This is a genomic window from Betaproteobacteria bacterium (assembly GCA_016713305.1).
Taxonomy (GTDB): domain Bacteria; phylum Pseudomonadota; class Gammaproteobacteria; order Burkholderiales.
The window spans coordinates 797245-821068 of record JADJPK010000004.1; the positions used below are offsets into that span (position 1 = coordinate 797245).

The window sequence follows — 23824 nt, forward strand, 5'->3', positions numbered from 1 at the left end:
AGCGCGATGATGTAGGGATGCCGGAACGCGGATCAGGCGGCTCGGCGCGCAGCGGTCACGAGGGAGGACTTGATGTCGAGCGCTTCGGCCAGGGCCTGATCCACTGTCGGTGCAAGCACGGTGAAGTGTCCCATCTTGCGGCCGGGGCGCGCATCCCGCTTTCCGTACAGATGAAGCTTCGCCTTCGGGTGCCGGAGCACGAGCCCCCAATCAGGTTCGCCCGCAGCCCAGAGATCTCCCAGCAGATTGATCATCACAGATGGACAGTGAATTCCGCTGTCGCCCAGCGGTTGGCGGCACATGACCCTTGTCTGCTGTTCGAACTGGGAGCTGAAGCAGCCGTCGATGGTGTAATGCCCGCTGTTGTGCGGTCGAGGGGCGATCTCGTTCGCGATCAGATCGCCTTCCTTCGCGACGAAGAACTCCACGCACAGCACACCGTGATAGTCGAGCGTTTCCGCGACTCGCAATGCCTGTGCACGGGCGCGATCCGCAAGTGCAGGAGCGATACGCGCAGGAACGATGCTCACGTCGAGAATTCCGGACGCGTGCCGGTTCTCTGCCACGGGGAACGACACGACCCTGCCATCGAACCCCCTCGCCACGACCACGGAAACCTCGAGCTTCAGGTCGAGCCGCCGTTCCAGCACGCAGGGCGCCGAGCCGAGAGCGCGGAAAGCCGCCCGCAACTCGTCTAGGCGCAGCACACTCACCTGTCCTTTGCCGTCGTAGCCGAGCCGTGCACTTTTCAAGATGCCCGGAAACAAGGAGGCATCCGCGGTGCACGCTTGCTCTTCCGATTCGATCACCACGTAGGGCGCGGTCCGCAGACCCGCCTGCTCCAGGAAGCGCTTTTCTCGAATTCGGTCCTGCGCCACGGCGACACCGGTGTGCCCCGGACTGACCACGCAGTGATCCGCGAGGCGTCGCAGCGCGTCCGCCGGCACATTCTCGAATTCCGTGGTGACCGCTGCGCACCTTCTCGCCAGCTCCCCCAGAGCGGCCGCGTCGAGGTAATCCGCCCGAATGTGTTCGTCCGCGACGGAGGCCGCGGGACCCTCCGCGCCCGGATCCACGACGACCACGCGATAGCCCATGCTCTGTGCCGCCATGGCGAACATCCGACCGAGCTGTCCACCTCCCAACAGTCCCAGCCAGGCTCCTGGCGCGATGGGCGTCATGTGCCACTCAGGGGAGGAAGCTGATGATTCATTACCGCCTCCGTCTGTTGCCGGCGGAAAGCATCCAGGCGGGTCGCAAGGCCGCCATCGGCGATTGCCAACATCGCAACAGCGAAAAGGGCTGCATTGGCAACCCCAGCTTCGCCGATCGCGAAGGTCGCCACCGGTATGCCCTTGGGCATCTGCACGATGGACAGCAACGAATCGAGCCCCTGGAGGCCCGGCTCTGGACCGGAACTCCGAGGACGGGAATCCGCGTCTTCGCTGCGAGCATCCCCGGCAGATGGGCTGCCCCTCCGGCACCGGCGATGATGCACTTCAGACCACGGCCGGCGGCGTCTTCCGCGTAGCGGAACATGACATCCGGCGTGCGGTGCGCGGAAACGACCTTCGCTTCGTGAGCGACGCCAAGCTGCTCGAGCATCGCGGCAGCGTGGCGCATCGTCTCCCAATCGCTTTGCGACCCCATGACGATCCCCACCAACGGTGCATTTGACATGTGCTGCGACCTCGACTTCAGGCGGAACGGTGCTCGCCGACCCGCACGATCTTGAGTGTGTTGGTTCCGCCGGACTTGCCGATGGGCTCGCCGATGGTGAGGACAATGAGATCGCCGTCCTGCACGGCTCCATGCGCCTTCAGGGCGTCCTCCGCCTCGCGCAACAGCACGTCTCGATCGTTGGTGAAATTCTCGATCATCAGCGGATAGACATCGCGGAAAAGGGAGAGCCGGTAGCGCGTGTTGATCTCCGGGGTAAGCGCATAGATCGGCACCCCCGAATTGAGGCGTGAAATCCACAAGGCCGTGGAGCCCGACTGCGTGAGGGAGGCGATGCATTTCACCTTGAGATGGAATGCCGTGAACAACGCCCCCATCGCGATCGACTGATCCACCCGGGTGAACACCCGGTTCAGGAACTCGCGATCGAGCTCCAGTTCGGCGGACTTTTCCGCTTCGAGGCAGACACGGGCCATGGCTTCGACCGTCTGTACCGGATACCTTCCGCTGGCCGTCTCCGCCGAGAGCATCACGGCATCGGTCCCATCGAGCACCGCGTTCGCCACGTCGGACACTTCGGCGCGCGTGGGGACAGGGCTCGCGATCATCGATTCCATCATCTGGGTGGCCGTGATCGTGAGCTTGTTCTTCTCGCGCGCGAGACGAATCATCTTCTTCTGCAGAGCGGGCACTGCGGCATCCCCGACTTCGACTGCAAGGTCGCCACGCGCGACCATGATGGCATCCGAGGCGTCCATGATGTCGTCGAGCGCCTTGATCGCTTCCGCCCGTTCGATCTTGGCGATCAACAGTGCCTTGCCACCCGCCGCCCGCATCAGCTCGCGGGCCATGTACATGTCCGCGCCGCTCTTCGGAAAGGAGACTGCCATGAAGTCGGCTTTCATGGCGGCAGCCGTGCGGATATCCTCCATGTCCTTTGCGGTGAGGGAAGGGGCGGTGAGCCCGCCGCCTTGCCGGTTGATCCCTTTGTTGTTGGACAGTTCTCCGCCGTGGCGAACGCGCGTCACGATCTCCGGCCCCGACACCTCCACGACTTCCAATACGATCCGCCCGTCGTCGAGCAGCAGGACATCGTTGGGCTTGACGTCGCCGGGCAACTCCTTGTAGTCCAGGCCCACGCGTTCCGAATTTCCCACAGCGCACTCCGCATCGAGAACGAATCTCGCGCCGTTCTCGAGGGTGACCCGGCCCGCTTCGAACTTGCCCACGCGAATCTTGGGACCCTGCAGGTCGCACATGATGCCGACCGTGAGGCCCAATTCGCGCGAAGCGGCGCGTACCGCTTCGGCCCGTGCGAGATGGTCGGCCGCCGTCCCATGCGAAAAGTTCATGCGGACCACATCGACACCCGCAGCGAGGAGCCGCTTCAGCACCTCCGGTTCGGAACTGGCCGGGCCGAGCGTGGCGACTATCTTCGTGGAACGCTGCATGGGATTGTCTTACCCGCCCGAGCGGGTCTCCAGGATTTCGATGGCCGGCAGCTTCTTGCCCTCGAGGAATTCGAGGAACGCGCCGCCTGCCGTCGAGATGTAGGACAGCTTGTCGGTGATGCCGTACTTGGCGATCGCGGCAATCGTATCGCCGCCACCGGCCAATGTGAACGCCCCGGACTGCGCAATCGCCCTGGCCAGGGATTCGGTGCCTCTGCCGAACTGATCGAACTCGAAGACACCCACAGGGCCGTTCCAGACGATCGTACCGGCCTTGCCGAGCATATCCACCAGGGCTGCCGCCGAGCGAGGTCCGATGTCCAGGATCATCTCATTCTCGCCCACATCCTCGACATCCTTGACCGTCGCACTCGCCGTCGGAGAGAACTCCGTCGCGACAACGACATCCACCGGGATCGGGACCGTGGCACCGCGACTTCTCGCAGCCGCCATGATCCTGGCCGCCTCGTCCATCAGTTCCCTCTCCACCAGCGACTTGCCGATCGGCAGGCCTGCCGCCGCGATGAACGTATTGGCGATGCCGCCGCCCACGATGAGCTGATCGACCTTCTCCGCCAGCGCGGAAAGAATGGTGAGCTTGGTGGAGACCTTCGATCCGCCGACAATCGCCACGAGAGGGCGGGCAGGCTTCTCGAGCGCCTTGCCCAGCGCTTCCACTTCATCGGCCATCAGCGGACCGGCACAAGCGACCGGTGCGAATCGGGCGATACCATGAGTCGTGGCCTCCGCGCGGTGCGCGGTCGCGAACGCATCATTGACATAGACGTCGCACAGGGCGGCCATTCGGCGGGAGAGTCCCTCGTCGTTCTTCTTCTCCCCTGCATTCACGCGGCAGTTCTCCAGCATGACCACCTCGCCCGCTGCAGGCGCTACGTCCCCGCCATCGACCCATCCGGCCTTGAGCCTGACCGGCTGACCCAGCAGTTCCTCCAGCCGCTTCGCCACCGGAGCGAGGGAATCTTCGGGGTTGAGCTGTCCTTCCTTGGGCCGGCCCAGATGCGAAGTCACCATGACCCGTGCCCCCTTCTCCAGTGCGGCCCGTACGGCGCCAAGAGACGCGCGAATGCGCGTGTCGTCGGTGATCTTCCCGGTGTCGTCCTGGGGAACGTTGAGATCCGAGCGGATCAGGACTCGCTTGCCGCGCAGATCGAGGTCGGTCATTCGAAGGATTGCCATGGGATCGTCTACATCGCTTTCGTTGAAAGAACAAGCGGGGCAGATGCCCCGCATCTCTGTGTGTCGTCCACCCCCAGCGGGAGCCGGTACGACAGAAGGTGATGTTCATGATCACCACACTCAACGGAAACCTCCTGCCACAAGCGGTTGCGGCTCGGCATGACCGGGTTCCGACCCGGTCAGCCTTCGCCCCAACCTTCCTTCGCGTTCGACGCCACTGCCGTATCGGCATCCTGTGGGCGGGGGTCCCACCCGGTCAGCCCTCGCCCCAACTCATTCACTTCGCGTTCATGAACGCCACTGCCGTATCGAGCATCCTGTTGCTGATCGGGCCGTTGTGGCTTCGGCATGACCGGGTTCCGACCCGGTCAGCCCTCGCCCTCAACTCATTCATTTCGCGTTCATGAACGCCACTGCCGTATCGAGCATCCTGTTGCTGAAGCCCCATTCGTTGTCATACCACGAGCTGACTTTTACGAGGGTGCCTTCGGATACCTTCGTCAACGTCGCGTCGAAGATGGACGAACGTGGATCGTGGTTGAAGTCCACGGACACCAGCTGTTCCGTCGTATATCCCAGAATGCCCTTGAGTTCGCCCTCGGAAGCTGCCTTGAGGATGCTGTTGACTTCCTCGACGGACGTGGGCCGCTTGGCGACGAACGAAAGGTCCACGATGGAGACATTGATGGTCGGGACGCGGATGGCGTAGCCGTCCAGTTTTCCGTTCAGTTCCGGCAGAACCAGACCGACGGCCGCGGCCGCGCCGGTCTTGGTGGGAATCATCGACTGCGTGGCGGAGCGCGCTCTGCGCAGATCCTCGTGGTAAACGTCCGTGAGAACCTGGTCGTTCGTGTAAGCGTGGATGGTGGTCATCAGGCCGCAGGTCAAACCGATCTTGTCGTTCAGCGGCTTGACCATCGGCGCGAGGCAGTTGGTCGTGCACGATGCATTGGAGATTACCGTGTGCGATGACTTGAGCGTCTGGTGGTTCACCCCATAGACGATGGTCGCGTCGACGTTCTTGCCGGGAGCGGAAATGATCACCTTCTTCGCGCCGCCCTGCAGGTGCAATCCTGCCTTTTCCTTGCTCGTGAAGATTCCGGTGCATTCGGCGACCACATCGACATCCAGCGTCTTCCACGGCAGCTTGGAAGGATCGCGCTCGGCAAACACCTTGATCCTGTCACCGTTCACCACGAGGCTGTCGCCTTCCACTTCGACCTTGCCGTGAAACTTTCCGTGCGCGGTGTCGTAGCGGACGAGGTGCGCGTTCGTCTCGGGACTGCCGAGGTCGTTGATCGCGACGATCTGGATCTCGCCGTTGCGACCGGATTCATAGAGCGCACGAAGAATATTCCGGCCAATACGACCAAAACCGTTGATCGCTACACGGATGGGCATGCTGTTCTCCTGGATATGTCAAAGTTCAAATTCTAGCCCACGGCTGAAATCGCATCGGGACGGGGCCAAGTCCACGGCCGGGCGAGGATTGGCTGCTCGCCATGATCCGGCCAATTGCATCACGGGCCGGACGTCCCTGCGCCGCTCGTCCGCGCCTTCAGTTCCGATATCGCAATTTCATTGCCAGCACGGCGACGGCGAGGATCAGGGTCACCGCATTGAAGAGGATTATCGGCAGCGCTCCCATGGCGATGCCATAGACGAGCCAGAGCATCACGCCAACGCTGAAAATCCCGAACATGAGCAGGGAAATGTCGCGGGCGCACTTGGTCCGCCAGATCTGCAGCACTTGGGGAACGAACGCCACCGTCGTGAACGTTCCGGCCAAGGTGCCGAGCCAGTCGGTGGACGTCACGAAGTCTCCGCTTCCCCGAACGCCTGCGCCACCCCGCGCAGGGCCGGGTTGCGCGCGGTGATGACATAGGTCGGAACTGCGGCAAGATAGCTGCTGAACCGGCCCTTCGATTCGAAGCGGCCGCGGAACCCGGACCGGTCGAAGCGCTCCCCCAGCGAAGGAACGATTCCTCCACCGATATAGACGCCTCCGCGCGCGCCGAGCGTGAGACATAGATTGCCTGCCGCCGTGCCCAGAATCTGACAGAAGATCTCCAGCGCTTCGCCTGCCCGGACGTCTCCCATGGCGGCCCTCGCACTCACCTCTTCCGGTGAAGGCTCCTCCGGAACAAGACCGTCCACGATGCAGAGCGCCCAATACAGTGCCGTGATTCCGGGGCCGCTGGCGAGCCGCTCGGTCGACACGTGATCGTGCCTTTGCCACAGGGCGCCAAGAATCGACGACTCCCGCGCATTGGCCGGCGCAAACGTGGTGTGGCCTCCTTCGCCTTCGAGGGCGATCCAGCCTTCATCCGACGGTACCAGTCCGGAGACCCCCAGTCCGGTCCCCGCACCCAGCAGGGCAATCGGCCGGTCAGCTTCCGACTGTCCGTTCCCCACCTGCCGCAACTCGTCAGATCTGAGCCGTGGCAGCGCAAGTGCAAGGGCCTTGAAGTCGTTGAGAACCAGCAAGCGTCGCAATCCAAGACGATCGCGCGTTTCGTCGACGGAGAAATCCCACGGATTGTTGGTGAAACGGATACGGTCCCCGAGAATGGGGGTTGCAACCGCCACGGCGGCCTCGTCTATGCGCTTTCCGCCCTTGCGCGCAAGATAGTCTTCAATGGCGGCGCCAAGATCGCGGTAGTCGGCACAGGCGAGGGTCTCTTCCTCCTGTGGGGACCCGGACGAGTCGTTCCACAGCGCCAGCCGGGCATTCGTGCCGCCGATGTCTCCGACAAGTTTCACGCGACTCCCGGGAAAGAGCTGACCAATGCAGGTCGCCCCGCCGGCGGCAGAGGCGAAGGTTCGCGCCACCGCGCGCTGCCGCACAATGCCCGTGTCGACAGAGTAAGCCCCCGGCTTGTCAGCGCCCGTTTCTTACCCGCCACGCGTTCCCAGGACACCCGCAGACCCCTGTCAGCTCATTGGCGCGCGGCCATCGCCTTGCGGACGGCTGCCGCAACGTTCTCGGCTGTGAAGCCGAAGTACTTGAACAGTTCTCCTGCGGGAGCCGACTCCCCGAAGCGGTCGATCCCCACCACCTCTCCTTCGAGACCCACGTATTTTCGCCAGAAGTCCGAAACGCCCGCCTCGACAGCCACGCGAACCGTACCCGGCGGAAGCACGGACCGCTTCCACGATGCGTCCTGGCGATCGAACACATTCGTGGAAGGCATCGATACGACGCGGCACTGGATTCCCTCCGCCGCGAGCACGGCGTGCGCCGCCAACGCGATGGCAACCTCGGATCCCGTGGCAATAAGGACAGCGTCGATACGATGCCCAGCGGCTTCGCGGAGTACGTATCCCCCTCGGCGAATGGCTGCGATCTGCTCCGCGCTTCGTGCCTGATGCGGAAGATTCTGACGACTGAGCAGATGCGCGGTGGGTCCGTCGCTGCGTTCGATGCCGAATTGCCAGCCGACCATCGTCTCCACAGCATCACAGGGACGCCAGACGTCCAGTCGAGGAATGATCCGAAGACTGGCGGCATGCTCGACCGGTTGATGCGTGGGACCGTCTTCGCCCAGGCCGATGGAGTCGTGCGTGAAAACGTAGGCGACACGCTGCTTCATCAGCGCGGCCAGCCGCAGCGCGTTGCGGGCATAGTCGCTGAAGACGAGGAACGTACCGCCATAGGGAATGAATCCTCCATGCAGCGCGATTCCATTCATGATTGCCGCCATACCGAACTCCCGCACGCCATAGAAGAGATAGTTCCCCCCCCCTTGGCGTCCGACTGGCTTCGAGCCCGACCACATCGTCAGATTGGAACCGGCGAGATCGGCCGAGCCGCCAATGAGTTCCGGCAGGAGCGCTCCAAGCCCTTCAAGGGCATTCTGGGAGGCCTTGCGAGTTGCGATCGACTCCGCCTTGTCGCACACACGATTGAGCAGGGCGTCCGCATCGGCCGCCCACGTGGCGGGCAGCGTGCCTTCGAGTCGTCGTTCGAATTCCCTGGCTAGTTCAGGGTACGCTTCGCGATAGGCTGCGAACCGCGACCGCCATTCCGCATGACGCTTTGCACCCTCGGCCCGCGCATCCCAGGCGTCCCGGACGTCGGCGGGTATCGTGAATGGTTCATGAGCCCAGCCGATGTTCGCCCGTGTGGCGGCAACTTCATCCGGTCCAAGGGGTGCCCCATGCGCTCCGCCCGTATTGGCCTTCTTCGGTGAGCCTTTGCCGATGACGGTCCTGCAACATATGAGGGTGGGTCGATCTCCCCCCGACTTTGCTGCCTGGATGGCGCGGTCGATCGCCTGAGCATCGTGTCCATCGACGTCGCGAATGACATTCCATCCGTAGGCTTCGAACCGGCGCGGAGTATCGTCCGTGAACCAGCTGTCCATCGATCCCTTTTCAGAGTCGATGGAGATCCCGTTGTCGTCGTAGAGGGCGACCAGCTTGCCCAGTCCAAGGGTCCCCGCAAGGGAACACGCCTCGTGCGAGATGCCTTCCATGAGACAGCCGTCCCCAAGAAAGACCCAGGTCCGATGGTTCACGATCTCATGGCCGGCCCGGTTGAATTCTGCGGCCAGCAAACGCTCGCCAAGGGCCATGCCCACCGCGTTCGCGATTCCCTGCCCGAGCGGACCGGTGGTCGTCTCCACCCCCGGGGCACAGCCGAATTCCGGGTGTCCCGGCGTCATGGAGTGCAGTTGGCGGAACGCGGCAAGCTGCTCCATGGGCAGCGCATAGCCGGTCAGGTGCAACAGGGCATAAAGGAGCATCGACCCGTGGCCATTGGAGAGCACGAAGCGGTCACGGTCCGCCCAATGCGGATCCGCGGGGTCGTGGACCAGGTGGCGTCGCCAAAGCACTTCGGCGATATCGGCCATTCCCATCGGCATGCCGGGATGGCCGGAATTTGCCTTCTGAACCGCATCCATCGCCAGCGCCCTCAGCGCGTTGGCCAGATCGTTGCTCGTTACCATGTTTTGTCGATATCCCAAGAACGAAAAGCCCGCGCGAACGGCTGCGCGGGCACCCCAATTCTAATCGATGCGGAGCGATGGGAACGGTGCACCCGTTCACTCGGCACGTCGCGGCAACGAGATACCCAGTTGCTTCAGCTTGCGGTAAAGGTGCGTACGCTCCAGACCCACCTTGTCGGCCACACGGCTCATGTTTCCGCCCTCGCGGGCGATGTGGTACTCGAAGTAGGCCTTCTCGAACGCATCGCGGGCCTCCCGAAGCCCGGCATCGAGCGAAATGCCGCCCAGGCTGGAACTGGGCAAGGTATCCAGGGCTCCCAGGACCGCACCGACGTCTTGCGGACGGATCTCCGCGGAAGTCGCGCCGAGGGCCGCCGACTTGACCACTGCCTCCAGTTGCGAAAGGTTGCCCGGCCACGGGTACAGACGCAGGGCGTTGAGGGCGGCCGTCGTCAGCGATCGCACCGGAGTTTCCTTCGCTTCCACCATCTGCCCCAGCAGCTGCGTGGCGATCACCGGAATGTCATCGGCGTGATCTCTCAGAGGAGGGATCCTCACCGTGAGCCCTGACAGTGCAGCGTACAGCCGAGGGTCGAACAATCCGTCGGCAACGCGCTGGGGGAGGGTGTGCCGGGCGGTGGAAACGACGCGCGTGCCGCCGGACGTCAACAAGGCGATGCGGCCGAGCAGCTGGCGCTGATGTTCGCGCGGCATCTCGTCCAGCTGCCGTATGAACAGCGTGCCTTCACCGGAAAGGGCGCCAGGACCTTCCAGGCTTGCCCCGAAGGCGCCGTCTTCCAGAGCAATCCAGGGAGTGTTGGCACGATGGAGAAATCTTGCACACAGTTCCTCTCCGCTGCCGGGTTCGGACAAGAGCAGGACCGGACAGCGCAATTCCCTGGCCCGCTCCAGGCGTGCCTTGAGATCGACGATGATCGGAGCGCCGCCCAGCACAGAGAGCGACAGCGGCGAAAAGGCCGTCTGACCCTGCGCAGGCTGGGTAAGAGCCTTGCCCACGGTGGATAGCAGCTTCTGCAGTGCTATCGGCTTTTCCAGGAACGCGTAAGCGCCGATCCGGGTGGCTTCGACCGCCGTGTCGATGGTCCCGTGCCCGGACATCATGACCACCGGCATGGTCAGCTGGCCCTTGGCTGCCCATTCCTTGAGCAGCGTGATGCCGTCCATGTCGGGCATCCAGATGTCCAGCAGGACAAGATCCGGTCGCGAACGTGAGCGCTGCTGTCGGGCCTCATCGGCGTTCTGTGCGAGTCGCACCTGATAACCCTCGTCGGAGAGAATTTCCGACAGGAGTTCCCGGATGCCGACCTCATCGTCCACCACCAGTATCTGGCTCATTGTCTCCGACCCCTCACCCGCTTGTCACCGCAGAAGGCGGACTTGCCGTTCGAGCTCCCGCCGGCACCGCCGCCGGCAGGAGAACGCTGACCCGGGCACCTCCCCTGAACGGTGTTCTCGAGATGGATGGTTCCGCCGTGTTCATCCACGATCTTCTTCACGATCGCCAAACCGAGCCCCGTTCCCTTCACCTTCGTCGTCACGTAAGGCTCGATAGGCCGTTCGAGGATCTCCGCAGGAAAGCCTGCGCCATTGTCGGCCACCCGAAGCGCGACGAACCGTTCCGCCTGTTCCACGCTGATGACGATGCGGGGCATGGTCGTCGAGGACACGGCATCCTCCGCATTCGCGAGCAGGTTGTGGATGACCTGCCGAAGCTTGGTGGAATCACCGAGTACCAGGCTTGCGTCGTGATCGATCCTGACCGAGATGGAGTGGCTCTGAGCCTCGTACAGACTCAGCACCTCGCGCACGAGCTGACCCAGGTCCAGAGCCTTCAGATCCACCTCTGGTGCGCGGGCGTAGCGGCTGAAGGCATCCACCATTCCCTTCAGCGCGGTCACCTGGTTGACGATCGTCTGCGTGAGCCGGGAAAGCAGATCGGCGTCGCCCCCGTCGAGCCGGGAGTGCAATCGCTGTTGCAGCCGTTCAGCCGAGAGCTGAATGGGCGTCAGCGGGTTCTTGATCTCGTGCGCAAGCCGCCGGGCGACCTCACCCCATGCCGCCTGCCGTTGCGCACGCAGAAGATTCGTGATGTCGTCGAACACGACGACGAAGCCGCTCTCGCTGGAATGAGCGATCTCGGACACCTTCACGAGCAGCGTGAGCTCGCCTCTCGTCGAGGGAAACTGGATCTCCCGTTCCTGCACGTGACGGCCTGGCAGCGCCAGCATCTGTGCGAGCGGCTCTGCAATCGCGGCAAGCTTCGAATGAACATCCGGCCAGTGATCCAGGGGTACCTGCTCCAGTTCGTCGAAGTTCACATCGAGGATTCGTCCCGCACTCGGATTGGCCGATCGCGGCCGTCCATCCGCGTCCAGGGCCAGGACCCCGGCGGACAAGTTGGAGAGAATCCCCTCGAGCGATCCCTTGGCGGTCTCCAGTTCCAGCTGATATCGCTGCGAAGCAGCCTGCGCCTCGGCCAGGTCGCGGGTCATGGCGTTGAACGAACGCGTCAGGATCCGCAGCTCGTCGTAGCTCTTGACCGGAGTCCGCTCGCGAAAGTCGCCCTGCGCGACGGCGCGAGTCCCTTCTGCGAGGACACCCAGGGGCGCCGAAAGGCGCTCGCTGAAAAAGATGCCGATCAGCAGCGACGAGAACAGGGCGAGCAGCAGCGCAAGCGTGAGGGAAAGGCCGTAGAGGCGCTTGAGCCCGGGTCGAGAGTACATGAGCTCCTGGAACTCGCCGTATGCGTGCTGCACCGCATCGGCATCCCGGGAAATGTCCTCAGGAACGACCTGGACAAGCTGCAGACCCTGCACTTCGTTCGAAGCCGTGTTGAGCGGTACCAGAACCCGGGCCACGAGGGAACCGGAGGGCTCGGCGACCACGCGCGCATAGGCCTGCTGCCGCCGCAAGCCCTGCATCATCTCGCCTGTCGGAATTCGTGGAGCGAGGGAAGTTTTCGATGCAGCGGAGAAAACTCGAACGTTGCCGTTGAGATCGAACACAGCGGCTTCGTGCACGGCCGCCTGTTCGCGAAGCGAGTGGATGGATGTTCTCTGTCTGGCAAGAGGCTGGTCCGAAAGCGACAGCGCCATGGTCTCGGCCTTGTCGCGAAGTTCGCGCTGCATGACTTCCAACGTGCGGCGCCCGAGAGAGAGCCCCCCCTCGAGCGCCGTTTCCACCCTGATGTCGAACCAGGTGTCGATGGAGCGCGTCAGGAACTGAACGGAAACGGCGTAGACCAGCGCGCCGGGGAGCATTGCCACCAGAGCGAACAGCGATACCAGCCGCAACGTGAGCTTCGAACCGAACACCCGTTGCTGCAATCGTCGCCGGAGGAGCAGCAACTGGTATCCGGCCAGCATCATGAGGATGAGCACCACCGCCACCCCAGCGCCGAGCAGCCAAACCAGCCCGCCGGCGAAAGCAGGCGAGTTGCTGCTTGCCGTGGAGAGGAGATAGATGAGAAGGGCGCCGCTTGCGATCACCAGGGCCGTGACGATTCGTCCGCCTCTGGAGGAGAACGCCGCCTGCCATCGCAGCATCCGGCTCGTCATGGCCGAAACGTCCAGCGATACCAGTCGGAGGAGACGTTCCAGCTCTTCGATCCGATCGAACTCAGCTGGAACGGCTTGGGTAGCTGCGACGAGTCGAGCCGCAGACGCAGCTGTGCGACGTAGGCGACACCCGGTTCGATGTCCTCCTTCGAGGCGATCGGCCGCGCCTTGATGCGGGCCATCATGTTCAGCGCCTCGGCCAGGCTTTCGACGTTTCGGGTGAGCGAGCCAGATGTGAACCGATACTGCCGGGTCAACGCGTTGAAGCTGAGCCGGTAGCGTTGTTCGAACGAGGCGACCGACTTGTTCCAGAGATTGAGCAGGTACCAGCGTTCGTAGAGAACCTCGAATTCGGTGACGAAGTGCAGCGTGAGACCGCGGTGGAGGGCTTCCTCGAGCGTCTCGCCCAGATCGATCTGGAAGGCGGCGTCGAGCACGTAGCTATCGCCGTTGGTAACGATATCGGCGGAGCGTATGTGAATCGAAGGTTCGCTCGCCGAACCGCTGGGTGGAAGGCTCATGCCTGCGATCAACGCAGCCAGGAGCACGAACCATCGCCAGGCAGCGGTCATGGGAAGACCATGCCCGGCGCGGCGGTCATTCCGAAGGAAAGATCATGGCGCAGGTGCGGCAGGAGCAGGGAGCTTGACGAACAGGGCGTAGAAGAATCCATCGTGGACGCTGGAGGGCAGCAGGACGCCATCGCGCCCGGAGAAGGCCGTGATGGGCAATTCGGCTGCATCGGAGGCCTTGCCGAGCCAGTCGCGCACCACATCGACGTTCTCCTCCGCGAATACCGAGCAAGTGACGTAGAGCAATTTACCACCCGGTGCGAGGGCCTGCCAAAGCGCTGAAAGAAGGGTCTTCTGTTGCCGCGCGAATGACGGGATGTCGGCCGCCCGTCTCAACCACTTCGCATCCGGGTGCCGACGGACGATACCAGAGCCCGAACACGGGGCGTCCAGAAGTATTCGGTCGAACGGCCGCCCGTCCCACCAAGCCCCCAGGTCTTCGGCGCGCGCGCATCGCAGCGAGGCGGCAAGACCGAGGCGGGTCATCTGACCCTGCACAGCGGCCAGTCGATCCTGCGCCGAATCCAGGCAGGTCAGCTCGATATCAGCCGTCTCGAGAAGATGCGCGGCCTTGCCGCCAGGGCCTGCACAGGCGTCCAGCACGTGCATGCCATGCTGTGCGTCCAGGATACGCGCGGCCCACTGTGCGCCTGCATCCTGGATCGATACGTCCCCGGAGCCGAATCCTGGCAGTTCCCGGGATGCCCTGGGCTTGTCCAGCACCAGTGCATCGTTCTCGAGGCGGCTCGCATCGATGCCATCGCCACGCAATCGGGCGAGATAATCTTCGACCGTCGAGTGCCGCTGGTTGACTCGAAGACCCATGGGAGGGTGTCCAACACCTGAGTCCAGGATGTGGCTCGCGTATTCGCCGTGATCTCGCTGGAGCCGCTCGACCCACCAGCGGGGGTGATTCCATCGACCCTCGGGCGTCTTGGCCGCTGCCTCGAGAAGCGGCGTCGACTCCCTTTGAAAACGGCGCAATGACGCGTTGATGAAGGCCGCCGCGTGGGAATGGCCACCCATGCGGGTGGCCCGAACGGCCTCGTCCACGATCGCATGGGGCGCAGCCCGCGTGTGCTGCAACTGGTACAGCGCAACGCAGAGGAGAGCTTCGACCCAGGGATCCGGGATGCCCCGCCTGGCAAGCCGCGCAGCAATCGCCCGTTGGGTTCCCAGACGTCTCAACGTGCCGAAGGTGAGATCCCTGGCGGCAGGGCCCGCATTGGCCGAGGCAAGGTCCGACTCCGAGACGCTTCTTCCAGCCAGAACATCCGCAATCAGTCCGGCGGCTGCGGACTGGGCGTCACGCATTGCCGGAGCGTCTCGGAGATTCGAATCGATCTCCGGCCACCACTGGCAACCCACGCAGAAACGCTCCCGCGTCTATCCGGCGGCTGCCGGACCTTTGGAGTTCCTCTGCCATGAGAATCGTGCCCGCCCCGCACGCAATGCCGATCCCGCGCTCCGACACGTTGACGACGGTTCCCGGCACCGCGGTCGTCCGCTCCTGCGACACGTGTGCTCTCCATATCTTGACGGGTTCCCCGCAGACCACCACCTGGCACCCCGGCACCGGATCGAATGCACGAACGCGACGGTCAAGGTCCAACGCCGGGAGAGAGAAATCCAGAAACGCGTCCTCTTTCCTTATCTTGGCCGCGTAGGTGGCCGCGTCATGATCCTGGACCATGTCCCTCAGCGTACCTTGCTCGAGCAGGTCAAGCGCTTCCGCAATGAGCCGGGCCCCGAGGAAGGCCAACTTGTCATGCAACGATCCGGCAGTCTCGCGAGAATCGATGGTCAGGGCCTCGGAAAGCAGCACCGGACCGGTGTCCAGACCGGTTTCCATTCGCATGATGCAGACACCCGACTGCTCATCCCCTGCCAGAATCGCCCGCTGGATAGGCGCCGCGCCACGCCAGCGGGGCAACAGGGAAGCATGGATGTTCAGGCAGCCACGATCGAACGCATTCAACACCTTCGCAGGAAGAATGAGGCCGTATGCTGCCACCACCATGACGTCTGCGCCCGTCGCGCGCAACATGTCGGGGACGCCTGCGTCCTTCAGGGTTGCCGGCTGTTCCACCCGCAAGCCCTTCTCCAGCGCCAGTTTCTTGACGTCGCTCGCAGCGAGCCGCATTCCCCGCCCTGCCGGCCGGTCGGGTTGAGTCAGCACGAGCACGACTTCGTGACGGGTCGTCAGGATGCCAGCCAATGCCTCCGCCGCGAAACGGGGCGTTCCCGCGAAAACGAGCTTCACCGCTTCAACCTGCCTTTTTCTGCTGCTTGCGCAACTTGGCGGCGATACGGTTCTGCTTGAGACGAGAAAGGTACTCGACGAAGACACGACCCTTAAGATGGTCCATCTCGTGCTGAATGCAGACGGAGAGAAGTCCTTCTGCCTCGAATCCGTAGGACTTGCCGGTGGCATCTTGTGCGCGACCCCGGATCCGATCGAATCGGGGAACCTGGTCGTAGATTCCAGGTACGGAAAGGCACCCTTCCTCCAGAGCGGATTCGCCGAAACCCCCGTCGATGACCGGGTTCACCAGAACCTGCAGTCGATCATGGGTTTCGGAGACGTCGATCACGATGATCTGGCGGTGCACATCGATCTGTGTCGCCGCCAGACCCACCCCCGGGGCGGCATACATCGTTTCAGCCATGTCCCGAACGAGCCGTTGTAGCTCTTCGTCGAACCGGATCACTGGCTCCGCTACCTTGTGAAGTCGTGGATCCGGATACTGCAGAATCGTCAGGATGGCCATAAATGCTTGCTAAGTTAGAGAATTACGAGCAGAATCTAAACCAGAATATAGGAAATTCGGGGCCTTGCGGACACGGCCGCCGTATCCTCTTGGCATCTTTTTGGGGACTGTGATGCGCAATTCAACCATATCGATGCTCGCCGGGCTAACGCTGCTTGCCGCTGCAGCGGCGCCGCTCTCGGCAGAGGACAAGCCGGCCACGGCCCCGGAGTTGCAGGACAATCCACCTGAGCGGCATATCGTGGTGAAAGGCGACACGCTTTGGGGCATATCCAAGCGTTTCCTCAAGAATCCATGGCTCTGGCCCGACCTTTGGGGCATGAACAAGGAGCAGGTCCGCAATCCCCATCTGATCTATCCCGGCAACGTGATCGTTCTGGACCGCAGCGGTGCAACCCCTCGGCTCCGGCTGGAAGGCGACGGCCCCGGAGGGCTGGTGGAAGCCGGGAAGGGCAGCAGTGTCGGCGCCACGGTCAAGTTGAAACCTCGAGTACGCTCGCAGCAGCTCACGGCCGCGCCGATTTCAAGCATCCCGGCGTCTTCCATCGACCCGTTCTTGAACAGGCCGCTGATCGTTTCATCGGACCAGTTCGACGAAGCTCCCAGGGTGGTCGCCACTCCGGAGAGCCGCGTGCTTGCCGGGCCCGGAGACTCCGTCTACGTCAAAGGTCTCACGGCGGAGTCCGCTCCTGTGTGGCAGGCATACCGTGCCAGCAAACCTCTGTATGACCCTGTGACGGACGAGTTGCTTGGCTACGAAGTCATCTATCTTGGCGACGTGCAGATTCAGGAGGCAGGTGAAGTCGCCAGCATGCGGGTGCTCAGGGCCCGTCAGGAAATCGGTGTTGGCGACCGGCTCGTGGCCTCGCCGCCCTCCGATATTCTCGCGTACGCGCCCCGGTCGGCAGACCCGAAGCTGGAGGGACTGGTCATTTCTGCACCGGACACGGCCGTGTCGGAGATCGGACAGTATCAGGTGATCGTGCTCAACATGGGAGCTCGAAACGGCGTGGAGCCGGGCCACGTGTTTGCGCTGTACAGATCTGCCCGCCTGGTGACGCCTCGCAGACTGCCTTCCAGTGCGTCGAACGATCCGGCCCGCAAGGAAGTGAAGTCGGTTCATTCGGAGTACAAGAGGGAAGAGGAAACCGTACTGACACCGCCCGAGCGCTATGGCGTGGCATTCGTTTTCCGCTCGTTCGAGAAGGTGTCGTACGCACTGGTCATGAACACCACCCGGTCCGTCAACCTGCTCGACATCGCAAAGGCTCCCTGACCCGCGCGGCGCAGCATCACTGCATGGGGATAGATCGCTGGATCGAGGATTGGCTTCGATTCACGCTCATCTCCGGAGTTGGCGGCGCAACCCAGCGCAAGCTGCTCACCGTCTACGGAACACCTGGAGAAGCGCTCAGCGCCTCTCCAGGTGACCTTGCAAGGTTTCTCAGTTCCCAGCAGCGGGAAGCCTGGGCACGAGGTCCGGATGCTGCAGCTGTTGCCTCTGCTCTCGAGTGGGCCGGAAAGTCAGGACATCACGTCGTCTCGCTGGGCGATCCGCACTATCCGCCTCAACTTCTCCTCACTGAAGATCCACCCCCGTTGCTGTATGTGAAAGGGCATGCGGATCTCCTCGGCCGGCCAGGGATCGCCGTCGTCGGGAGCCGCAACGCAACTCCCCTGGGAACCGAGACGGCGGCCCAGTTCGCTCGATCGCTGAGCGACGCGGGGCTGACCGTAGTCAGCGGACTCGCGCTGGGCATAGACGCGGCGGCTCATGCTGGAGGTCTCGATGGAACCGGAAGCACGGTTGCGGTCGTCGGTACCGGCCTCGATCTCGTCTATCCAGCCCGGAATCGCAGCCTGGCCCACAGGATCGCAGACAAGGGCGCCATCGTTTCGGAGTTCGCGCTGGGCACGCGGCCAATGGCCGCAAACTTCCCTCGCCGCAACCGCATCATCAGCGGGCTCAGCAAGGGTGTGCTCGTCGTGGAGGCCGCCCTCAAGAGCGGATCCTTGACGACGGCGCGATGCGCCGCGGAACAGGGCCGCGAGGTGTTCGCCATCCCGGGGTCGATTCACTCTCCCCTCTCCAAAGGGTGTCACGCGCTCATCAAACAGGGGGCGAAACTCGTCGAGAGTGCTGCCGACGTGCTGGAAGAGTTCGGAATGCTGGCGCCTGCCCAGGAAGCAAGGCAGGTTGAAAGCCCCGGGACATCCGATCCGGTATTGAACGCAATGGGGTACGATCCCTGCGACGCGGAGACGATTGCAGAAAGAGCTGGACTCGCAATCGCCGAGGTGACTGGCCGTTTGCTGGAACTGGAGCTCGCAGGAGATGTCTCGCGACTACCAGGAGGAAAGATGCTCCGCATGCGGTGACGTCTCGCATGTTCCTGCCCGCTTTGATCGGAACTTTTGGTTCGTTCGCTTGCACGGCGCAATTTCGCCCCCTTATCATTCGCGGCCCTTTTTTGCAGAGTTCCCATCGATGCCGACCCAGAAGCGTGCTGCCGCCAAGACGACGTCACGCACCTCCTCCGCCAAGAAACCCGCGCGCAGCAGCGCTCCGGATCCGCAGGACACCGGGGCCGGCAAGCGTTTGGTGATCGCTGAAAAGCCCTCCGTCGCTGCCGACATTGCACGGGCTCTCGGCGGATTCACGAAGCAAGGGGATTACTTCGAGAGCGACGGGTTTGTCGTCTGCTCGGCGATCGGTCATCTGCTGGAACTGGTGGCACCGGAGCAATACGAGGTCAAGCGGGGCAAGTGGTCTTTTGCTCATCTGCCCGTCATTCCTCCTCACTTCGATCTGCGGCCGATCGAGAGGACCGAGGAGCGGCTCAAGCTGTTGAAGCGTCTCATCAAGCGAAAGGATGTCACCGGTTTGATCAACGCCTGCGATGCGGGGCGCGAGGGCGAACTGATATTCCGCTACATCGTGGAGCACGCGGATACTTCCAAGCCCATCGAGCGGTTGTGGCTTCAGTCGATGACACCGGCCGCCATCCGTGACGGCTTTCAGTCTCTGCGAGAGGACGCTTCCATGAAGCCTCTTGCCGACGCTGCCGCATGTCGCAGCGAATCCGACTGGTTGATCGGGATCAACGGAACGCGGGCCATGACTGCGTTCAACTCGAAGGATGGAGGGTTCTACAAGACGACGGTCGGGCGCGTACAGACTCCAACGCTGGCCGTGCTGGTGGAACGTGAAAGCCGTATCAAGTCTTTCCAACCCCGCGACTATTGGGAAGTGCGCGCGACGTTCTCCGCAGAAAGCGGGCATTACGACGGCAAGTGGTTCGACGAGTCCTTCGAACGTTCGTCGAAGTCCGAAGATGCGGACGTTCGCGCCGACCGGATCTGGGACGAGTCGAAGGCGTTGCTGATCGCGCAGAAGTGCACGGGGAAGGTGGGTACGGTCACCGAAGAATCGAAGCCATCGACCCAGACACCGCCATTGCTCTATGACCTCACGAGCCTGCAGCGGGAGGCCAACGGCCGCTTCGGCTTTTCTGCCAAGACGACGCTGAGCCTGGCGCAAGCGCTGTACGAGAAGCACAAGGTTCTCACCTATCCGCGTACGGATTCGCGGGCCCTGCCTGAGGACTACGCGAACACCGTGAAAGCCACTCTCGGCATGTTGTCGGGAGAGCACACGGCGGGCAGATCCCGTACGGTCGAGCCGTCCGGCCTGGTGGAGCGCTACTCCTCTTTCGCCTCCCGAATTCTGGAGAACAATTGGGTTCGCCCGAACAAGCGTATCTTCAACAATGAGAAGATCTCTGATCACTTTGCAATCATTCCGACGCTCGAAGCGCCGAAGCATCTGACGGAGATCGAGCAGAAGCTGTACGACATGGTCGTGCGCCGCTTTCTGGCGGTGTTCTATCCCGCTGCTGAACACCTGATCACCACCCGCATCACGCGGGTTGCCGACGAGCCTTTCAAGACGGAAGGCAAGGTCTTGGTCAATCCGGGGTGGTTGGAAGTCTACGGCAAGGAAGCGCAGTCCGATGGTGATTCCCTCTTGGTCCCCGTCACCAAGGGAAAAGCCGAAGCGACAGAGGTCCAGGCTGTTGCGAACCGGACGAAGCCTCCGGCGCGATTCAATGAGGCGACACTCCTGTCGGCGATGGAAGGAGCCGGCAAGTTGGTGGACGACGAGGACCTTCGCGAAGCGATGAGCGAGAAAGGCCTTGGAACGCCCGCCACTCGGGCGGCGATCATCGAAGGGCTCATTCTCGAGGAGTATGTGCTGCGCGACGGTCGCGATCTGGTTCCCACGGCCAAGGCCTTCGACCTGCTCTATGCACTCGGCAAGTTCGGAATCGACGAACTCCGGTCGCCGGAGCTGACGGGAACGTGGGAGTACAAGCTGAAGCAGATGGAGCAGGGCCAGCTCAAGCGAGCCGATTTCATGCACCACATTGTCGAGACCACCCAGGATCTCGTCGATCGCGTGAAGCAGGGAACCCTCTCGGATGAACCGATATCCACGCTTTCCACAGCGTGCCCGAGATGCGGGGGCACCATTGTCGAGAATTACAAGAAGTTTGCCTGCACGAAGTGCGATTTCGCGCTTTGGAAGGTGGTAGCCGGAAGACGTATGGAAGCTCAGGAGATCGAGACATTGATACGCGAGCGATCCATCGGTCCGGTTCAGGGCTTTCGCAGCAAGCTTGGCCGGCCCTTTGCCGCCATGTTGAGGATGAAGGACGACCTGACGACCGAGTTCGATTTCGGGCAGGGTTCAGGTGACGCGGCCGACCAGGAACCCGTGGACTTCGGCGACCAGGTCACGCTGGGTCCCTGTCCCAAATGCGGCGCGCGCGTGTTCGATCACGGCATGGCGTTCGTATGCGAAAAATCGGTTGGCCCCGCCAGGAGCTGCGATTTCCGTTCGGGAAAGATCATTCTGCAGCGCCAGATCGAACCGGAACAGATGCGCAAACTCCTCGCCACCGGCCGCACCGATCTCCTCCACCGGTTCATCTCGAAGAAGGGCCGCCCTTTCTCCGCCTTCCTCGTCCGGGGGCAGGATGGAAAAGTGGGTTTCGAATTCGCCCCTCGGGGCAAGGCTGCGGCATCGGAGGCTGGAGACGACAAACCCAAGAGAGCGACCGGCGGCCGAAAGAAGGCCGCCGGCTCCTGAGATTCCCGGGTCAGACGTCCAGATTGCGAACGCCAAGAGCGTTGCTTTCGATGAAGGCCCTCCGGGGCTCCACGACGTCTCCCATCAGCGTGCTGAAAATCTCGTCTGCGGCGATGGTGTCCTCGATCTGGGCGCGCAGAAGGCGCCTCGACGCGGGGTCCATCGTGGTCTCCCACAACTGATCGGGATTCATCTCTCCCAGCCCCTTGTAGCGCTGGATGGACACCCCCCGCTGCGCCTCATCGAGCAACCATTCCAGGCCCGCGCGGAAAGAGCCGATCGATTTCCGGTGCTCTCCGCGCATGACGAAAGCTCCTTCGCCCAGGAGGCCCTGCAGCAGGGTCGCGCTTCGCATGAGTTGTGTGTAGTCGCCGCTGTCCGCGAAGTCCCGATCCAAGACCGTCACCCGTTCCAGACCATGGACAGATCGGGAGATTCTGAGGCGGTACGTTTCACTGCTCTCGTCGTACTCGCACTCCACCGTCACCCGATCATCCGCCAGCAAGACCGAGAGTTCTGCCGCCGCTTGTTGTGAGGCATCTTGCGAGGCCAACTCGAGGCGGACGCCTCGCTCGAGAGCCTTGAGCACGACCGGATCCATGCGGCGAGACAGGCGGGCGATCACCGCATCACTCAACAACTGTTCCTTGGCGAGTTCCTCCAATGCTTCCCGGCTCAGAGTCTCCGCTCCTTCGGACGGCACAAGAGAGGCGTCTTTCAATGCCAGCCGCAGAAGGTATTCCTTGAGTTCGTGTTCATCTTTCAGGTACTTCTCTTCCTTGCCGTGCTTCGCCTTGAACAGCGGAGGCTGCGCAATGTAGATGTGACCGCGCTCGACCAAGTCCGGCATCTGGCGGTAGAAGAAGGTCAGGAGAAGAGTACGGATATGAGAACCATCGACATCCGCATCCGTCATGATGATGATGCGGTGATAGCGCAACTTGTCCGGGTTGTACTCCTCCTTCCCGATGCTCGTCCCGAGCGCAGTGATGAGCGCGGCGATCTCCTGTGACGAGACGAGCTTGTCGAAACGCGCCCTCTCCACGTTGAGGATCTTTCCCTTCAGGGGAAGAATGGCCTGGAACCGCCGATCGCGTCCCTGCTTCGCCGAACCTCCCGCGGAGTCCCCCTCGACGAGATACAGTTCGCATCGGGTCGGATCCTTCTCCTGACAATCCGCAAGCTTGCCTGGCAGTCCGAAACTGTCCATCACGCCCTTGCGACGCGTCATCTCACGTGCCTTTCTGGCGGCCTCCCGAGCGCGGGCTGCATCGACAATCTTGCCGACAACGATCTTGGCATCGGCGGGCCGCTCGAGCAGCCACTCATCCAAGGCTCGGGATACCACATCTTCCACCGCTGGACGCACCTCGGAAGACACCAGCTTGTCCTTTGTCTGCGACGAGAATTTCGGGTCGGGCACCTTCACGGATAGAACGCAGGTGAGCCCTTCTCTCAAGTCGTCCCCCGACACCTCCACCTTGGCCCTCTTGTCGAGTTCGTTGGCGACAATGTACTTGGTGATGGTCCTCGTCATTGCAGCGCGCAGGCCTGTGAGATGGGTACCTCCATCTCGCTGCGGAATGTTGTTGGTAAAGACGAGAACGGATTCCTGATAGGAGTCGTTCCACTGCATGGCTGCTTCCACGCCGATTCCGGACTTTTCCGAGCTCACGTGGAACACATTCCCGTGCAAAACGGTCCTGTGACGATTCAAGTACTCGACAAAGCCACGAACTCCCCCTGAGAACGCGAAGTTTTCCTGCTTGCCATCACGGTGATCGAGCAGTTCGATCTTGACGCCGTTGTTCAGGAAAGACAGTTCGCGAAGGCGCTTCGCCAGAATGTCGAAATGAAACTCGATGTTTCCAAACGTCTCGGTGCTCGGTTTGAAGTGGATCTCGGTTCCGCGCCGCTCCGTCGTACCGATCTCTGCCAATGGCGCGACCGGCTCTCCATGGCGAAACTCCATCGAGTGGACCTTGCCGTCGCGCCGGATCGTGAGCTTCAAGCTTTCCGATGGCGCATTGACTACGGACACGCCCACTCCGTGAAGACCGCCGGAGATCTTGTAGGAGTTTCCATCGAACTTCCCGCCGGCGTGCAGAACCGTCATCACGATTTCAGCCGTGGAACGATGCTCTTCGTCGTCAGGATGGATGTCGGTCGGGATTCCGCGACCGTTGTCCATTACGCTGATGGAGTTGTCACCGTGGATGACGACCTTTATATCGTCACAGTGGCCCGCAAGTGCTTCGTCGATGGAATTGTCGACGACTTCGAACACCATGTGGTGGAGACCTGTGCCATCGCTCGTGTCACCGATGTACATGCCTGGCCGTTTGCGGACAGCTTCCAGTCCTTTGAGAACCTTGATGCTGTCGGCGTTGTAGGCTTTGTTTTCTTCCATTGCATTCCTGAGAGAGCCGCAGCTCCGGGATGGGCTGAGGGCGCTTCGACCGGACCGTCCG

At 62.5% G+C, this 23824-nt stretch carries 16 protein-coding genes and 2 pseudogenes; 3 read left to right on the forward strand and 15 right to left on the reverse strand.

The genetic code is table 11. From position 1 onward, the window contains the following. Nucleotides 1-32 precede the first annotated feature (32 nt). The 14 genes and pseudogenes from IPK20_04420 to def form a co-directional block, all read right to left on the reverse strand. Nucleotides 33-1181: a 5-(carboxyamino)imidazole ribonucleotide synthase gene (locus IPK20_04420; GenBank protein ID MBK8016023.1), complete on the reverse strand. Its 1149-nt coding sequence runs from the start codon at nucleotides 1179-1181 to the stop codon at nucleotides 33-35. Then, nucleotides 1178-1650, reverse strand: a pseudogene (gene purE, locus IPK20_04425) (5-(carboxyamino)imidazole ribonucleotide mutase). Before purE ends, IPK20_04420 begins: the two are co-directional and overlap by 4 nt. A 47-nt stretch (nucleotides 1651-1697) precedes the next feature. Then, entirely contained in the window at nucleotides 1698-3131 is a 1434-nt protein-coding gene (gene pyk, locus IPK20_04430) for a pyruvate kinase (protein ID MBK8016024.1), read from the reverse strand. Nucleotides 3132-3140: 9 nt separating this feature from the next. After that, complete coding sequence (locus IPK20_04435; GenBank protein MBK8016025.1) at nucleotides 3141-4328, reverse strand: phosphoglycerate kinase; 1188 nt, start codon at nucleotides 4326-4328, stop codon at nucleotides 3141-3143. Nucleotides 4329-4718: 390 nt separating this feature from the next. Then, nucleotides 4719-5729 carry a type I glyceraldehyde-3-phosphate dehydrogenase gene (gene gap / locus IPK20_04440; protein MBK8016026.1) on the reverse strand — a complete coding sequence of 337 codons (1011 nt, stop codon included), beginning with the start codon at nucleotides 5727-5729 and terminating at the stop codon, nucleotides 4719-4721. Nucleotides 5730-5886: 157 nt separating this feature from the next. Next, nucleotides 5887-6144, reverse strand: coding sequence for a SemiSWEET transporter (locus tag IPK20_04445; protein ID MBK8016027.1), 258 nt, complete (start codon nucleotides 6142-6144; stop codon nucleotides 5887-5889). Beyond that, the gene (gene glk, locus IPK20_04450) at nucleotides 6141-7118 is read right to left on the reverse strand and encodes a glucokinase (protein MBK8016028.1); all 978 of its coding nucleotides are present in this window, start codon (nucleotides 7116-7118) and stop codon (nucleotides 6141-6143) included. Before glk ends, IPK20_04445 begins: the two co-directional genes overlap by 4 nt. 149 nt (nucleotides 7119-7267) lie before the next feature. After that, on the reverse strand, nucleotides 7268-9280 hold the full coding sequence (gene tkt, locus IPK20_04455; protein MBK8016029.1) for a transketolase: 2013 nt from the start codon (nucleotides 9278-9280) through the stop codon (nucleotides 7268-7270). 96 nt (nucleotides 9281-9376) lie between these two features. Next, nucleotides 9377-10636, reverse strand: coding sequence for a sigma-54-dependent Fis family transcriptional regulator (locus IPK20_04460; GenBank protein ID MBK8016030.1), 1260 nt, complete (start codon nucleotides 10634-10636; stop codon nucleotides 9377-9379). Nucleotides 10637-10649: 13 nt separating this feature from the next. Beyond that, a pseudogene (locus IPK20_04465) lies at nucleotides 10650-12846 on the reverse strand (HAMP domain-containing protein). An 8-nt stretch (nucleotides 12847-12854) separates the two neighbouring features. Then, nucleotides 12855-13430, reverse strand: coding sequence for a DUF4390 domain-containing protein (locus tag IPK20_04470; protein MBK8016031.1), 576 nt, complete (start codon nucleotides 13428-13430; stop codon nucleotides 12855-12857). A 42-nt stretch (nucleotides 13431-13472) separates the two neighbouring features. After that, nucleotides 13473-14744 carry a 16S rRNA (cytosine(967)-C(5))-methyltransferase RsmB gene (gene rsmB, locus IPK20_04475; GenBank protein MBK8016032.1) on the reverse strand — a complete coding sequence of 424 codons (1272 nt, stop codon included), beginning with the start codon at nucleotides 14742-14744 and terminating at the stop codon, nucleotides 13473-13475. Then, nucleotides 14737-15693, reverse strand: a complete 957-nt coding sequence (locus tag IPK20_04480) for a methionyl-tRNA formyltransferase (protein MBK8016033.1) — start codon at nucleotides 15691-15693, stop codon at nucleotides 14737-14739. Before IPK20_04480 ends, rsmB begins: the two co-directional genes overlap by 8 nt. 4 nt (nucleotides 15694-15697) lie before the next feature. Continuing rightward, on the reverse strand, nucleotides 15698-16201 hold the full coding sequence (gene def / locus IPK20_04485) for a peptide deformylase (GenBank protein ID MBK8016034.1): 504 nt from the start codon (nucleotides 16199-16201) through the stop codon (nucleotides 15698-15700). A gap of 112 nt (nucleotides 16202-16313) precedes the next feature. Between def and IPK20_04490 the strand changes: the two genes are divergently transcribed. The 3 genes from IPK20_04490 (at nucleotide 16314) to IPK20_04500 (ending at nucleotide 21353) form a co-directional block, all read left to right on the forward strand. Continuing rightward, nucleotides 16314-17477: a LysM peptidoglycan-binding domain-containing protein gene (locus tag IPK20_04490; protein ID MBK8016035.1), complete on the forward strand. Its 1164-nt coding sequence runs from the start codon at nucleotides 16314-16316 to the stop codon at nucleotides 17475-17477. 23 nt (nucleotides 17478-17500) lie between these two features. After that, nucleotides 17501-18580 (forward strand): DNA-protecting protein DprA, encoded by a 1080-nt coding sequence (gene dprA / locus IPK20_04495; protein ID MBK8016036.1) that lies wholly within the window; start codon nucleotides 17501-17503, stop codon nucleotides 18578-18580. Nucleotides 18581-18689: 109 nt separating this feature from the next. Beyond that, on the forward strand, nucleotides 18690-21353 hold the full coding sequence (locus tag IPK20_04500; protein MBK8016037.1) for a DNA topoisomerase III: 2664 nt from the start codon (nucleotides 18690-18692) through the stop codon (nucleotides 21351-21353). A 10-nt stretch (nucleotides 21354-21363) separates the two neighbouring features. Here IPK20_04500 and gyrB read toward each other — a convergent pair whose 3' ends face one another. Further along, a complete protein-coding gene (gene gyrB / locus IPK20_04505) occupies nucleotides 21364-23763 on the reverse strand; it encodes a DNA topoisomerase (ATP-hydrolyzing) subunit B (protein ID MBK8016038.1) in 2400 nt (799 codons plus the stop codon). Nucleotides 23764-23824: the final 61 nt, after the last annotated feature.

What these genes read in the sequence shown, in the direction of transcription:
- tkt (MBK8016029.1), bottom strand. Translation starts at nt 9,280, where the DNA reads ATGGTAACGAGCAACGATCTGGCCAACGCGCTGAGGGCGCTGGCGATG.
- IPK20_04460 (MBK8016030.1), bottom strand. Translation starts at nt 10,636, where the DNA reads ATGAGCCAGATACTGGTGGTGGACGATGAGGTCGGCATCCGGGAACTC.
- IPK20_04420 (MBK8016023.1), bottom strand. Translation starts at nt 1,181, where the DNA reads ATGACGCCCATCGCGCCAGGAGCCTGGCTGGGACTGTTGGGAGGTGGA.
- IPK20_04500 (MBK8016037.1), top strand. Translation starts at nt 18,690, where the DNA reads ATGCCGACCCAGAAGCGTGCTGCCGCCAAGACGACGTCACGCACCTCC.
- gyrB (MBK8016038.1), bottom strand. Translation starts at nt 23,763, where the DNA reads ATGGAAGAAAACAAAGCCTACAACGCCGACAGCATCAAGGTTCTCAAA.
- gap (MBK8016026.1), bottom strand. Translation starts at nt 5,729, where the DNA reads ATGCCCATCCGTGTAGCGATCAACGGTTTTGGTCGTATTGGCCGGAAT.
- IPK20_04490 (MBK8016035.1), top strand. Translation starts at nt 16,314, where the DNA reads ATGCGCAATTCAACCATATCGATGCTCGCCGGGCTAACGCTGCTTGCC.
- IPK20_04470 (MBK8016031.1), bottom strand. Translation starts at nt 13,430, where the DNA reads ATGACCGCTGCCTGGCGATGGTTCGTGCTCCTGGCTGCGTTGATCGCA.
- IPK20_04435 (MBK8016025.1), bottom strand. Translation starts at nt 4,328, where the DNA reads ATGGCAATCCTTCGAATGACCGACCTCGATCTGCGCGGCAAGCGAGTC.
- dprA (MBK8016036.1), top strand. Translation starts at nt 17,501, where the DNA reads ATGGGGATAGATCGCTGGATCGAGGATTGGCTTCGATTCACGCTCATC.
- rsmB (MBK8016032.1), bottom strand. Translation starts at nt 14,744, where the DNA reads ATGCGTGACGCCCAGTCCGCAGCCGCCGGACTGATTGCGGATGTTCTG.
- def (MBK8016034.1), bottom strand. Translation starts at nt 16,201, where the DNA reads ATGGCCATCCTGACGATTCTGCAGTATCCGGATCCACGACTTCACAAG.
- pyk (MBK8016024.1), bottom strand. Translation starts at nt 3,131, where the DNA reads ATGCAGCGTTCCACGAAGATAGTCGCCACGCTCGGCCCGGCCAGTTCC.